The organism is Bacteroidota bacterium, assembly GCA_034723125.1.
Classification (GTDB): Bacteria; Bacteroidota; Bacteroidia; order CAILMK01; family JAAYUY01; genus JAYEOP01.
The window spans coordinates 1-2,945 of record JAYEOP010000276.1; the positions used below are offsets into that span (position 1 = coordinate 1).

A 2,945-nucleotide genomic window follows, 5' to 3' on the forward strand; every position below is an offset into this window, starting at 1 on the left:
AAATTTTCACCATTTACAGCACCCAAACAAACAATTTAAAAAAAATCTACATTTTTCCGTTACCTTTTCACTTTTAATTGTACTAATAAATAATTGAACAATTTTTTTATGGATTTTATTTTACGTATTTTTGAATAATATTTCTATTTAGCATATATAAATGAAAAAACTATTAATCATATTTTTTTTGATAACTGTTTCGTTAAATTCTTACGCACAATTAGAGGCTAAAAATTGGTATTTTGGATACAATGCTGGTTTGAGATTTAATGATACCACTTCTTCCGCATTAACAAACAGTTCTATGAGTACTTATGAAGGATGTGCAACGATTTCAAGTAGTTTAGGAAATATTTTATTTTATACTGATGGGCAAACTGTATATGATAAAAATCATACTATTATGCACAATGGGAGTAACTTGAATGGTCATTGGCATTCTACTCAATCAGGTGTAATTGTGCCACATCCTGTTAATAAGTATTTATATTACATATTTACTGTTGATTATGAAGGGGGGTCAAATGGTTTTTGTTACTCAATTGTAGATATGACTAGGAAAAATGGTCTTGGATCTATTATATCTAAGAACAACTTATTGTTTAAAAATAATGTTGAAAAAATAACCTCTGTAAAGCATTCAGATAATAAAAGCATATGGGTAATTGCCCCATTAAAAGGATCTGATACTTTTTTTGTATATAAAATTAGTAAAAACGGCTTTGATACTAATCCAATTATTTCAAAAACAGGATATGAACTTAATTTATATAATAGTTCATATATTGGATCTGCTGGTTATATGAAAGTATCCCCAAGTGGACAAATAATTGCATTCTGTGCACCATTAAAAAATGAAGTTGTGCTTTTTAAATTTAATCCATCTATTGGAAAAGTAAACAATAAAATTATATTAAATCTTTCATCAAATTATGGATTTCAACCTTATGGAATAGAATTTTCTAAAACTGGCAAGTATTTATATGTTTCAAGCACAAGTAATGATGAAATTATACAAGTCTGTTTATCAATGTTTGATTCTAGCTTTATAACAAATTCAAAAAAAAATATAAATCCACCCTGCTCCTTTTCAAATAACTATTCACCTGGTGCATTACAATTAGGTATTGATGGTAAAATCTATGTTGCACAGTATAATTCGGAATATTTAGGAGTTATTAGTTTTCCAGATTCTATTGGAATATCCTGTCAATTTAAAAAAAATGGTATTTATTTAAATGGTAAGATGTCTGCGTTTGGTCTTCCAACTTTCATCCAATCCTACTTTTTCATTCCTGATTTTGACGTAAAAAATACCTGCTTTGGAGATACTTCTAAATTTCTTATTTCAGATACTTCGCATATAGATTCAGTACTTTGGTGTTTTGGGGATAGTATTTCAATAACAAACAATTATTCAAACTTAATGGAGCCAGGGCATGTGTTTTTAGATACAGGGCTTTATAATGTTAGTGTAGTTCTTTGGCATGATACGGCAGCCACTGATACCTTAACCCGTGAAATTCGCATTAGTCCTTATCCAACAGCAGATTTTTATATCAATGATACTATCCAATGTCTTAATGGTAATCATTTTTTATTTTCAGACAGTTCGGGTATTGTTGCGGGTAACTTTAGCTGGGAGTGGGATTTTGGTGATAGTAATAATTTATACATCCAAAACCCTGCACACAGTTATACTTTTAATGATACCTTTGATGTAAAATTAACTGTACTTTCAGATTATGGCTGTTCAGCATCAAAAACTAAAACAGTTTTTGTAAATCCTTCCCCAACTGCTAAAATATCATCATCAGATACAGCTCAATGCTTTGGCCAAAACAACTTTAGCTTTTTTAATCCACAGGATTCATTAAATCCGGCAGGTTCAAAAACATGGCATTTCGGAGACGGCAACACATCCAACCTTGACACGGCTGTTTATTCTTATTTAATTGCCGATACTTTTAATGTTACCCTAATTGAAGAAACAAATCATGGTTGTAGGGACACAGCAACAAAAAATATTATTGTGCATCCAAGTCCTGTTACAGAGTTTTCGGTTAATGATTCCGTTCAATGTTTTAATGAAAATAATTTTCAATTTACAAACCTAACAGCTTTTCAAAACCTGTTAGGTTTAAACTACAGCTGGGATTTTGGTAACGCCTCAACTTCAACTGATTCCAACGGACAAATGAAATATTCAAGCTTTGATACTTTTGATGTTAGTCTTGTTGCTACTTCAACTCTTGGTTGTAAAGATTCAATTACAAAACAAGTTGTAATCCTTGAATCACCAAAAGCAGATTTTTCTGTAAATGATAGTTCGCAGTGTTTTAGTACTAATTACTTTCAATTTTTCAACCTAACAGGATTTAACCAAGCTGTTAGCTTAAGTTATTTTTGGGATTTTGGTAACGATTCAAGCTCAACGGATTCTAACGGACAAATGACCTATTCAAAATTTGATACTTTTTCAGTTCAACTTATTTCAACCTCAAATCTCGGATGTGCTGATACGGCAACAAAATCAATTTTTGTAAACCAAAATCCAAAAGCGGATTTTTCTGTAAACGATAGAGTTCAGTGCTTGAACGAAAATAGCTTTGAGTTTTTCAACCTAACAGCTTTTCAAAACCTGTTAGGTTTAAACTACAACTGGGATTTCGGTAACGGAACAACTTCAACGAATTCCAACGAACAAATGAAATATTCAAGCTTTGATACTTTTGATGTTAAGCTTGTTGCTACTTCAACTCTTGGTTGTAAAGATTCAATCACAAAACAAGTTGTAGTTCTTGAATCACCAAAAGCAGATTTTTCTGTAAATGACAGTTCGCAGTGTTTTAATGAAAACAGTTTTCAATTTACAAACCTAACAGCATTTCAAAACCTGTTAGGTTTAAACTACAGCTGGGATTTTGGTAACGCTTCAACTTCAA

The 2,945-nt window shown here is 31.0% G+C and carries 1 protein-coding gene; it reads left to right on the plus strand.

Annotation, left to right across the window (positions count from 1 at the left end):
• Positions 1 to 160: 160 nt before the first annotated feature.
• A partial coding sequence (locus tag U9R42_07575; protein MEA3495877.1) for a PKD domain-containing protein occupies positions 161 to 2,945 on the plus strand: 2,785 nt, incomplete at its 3' end.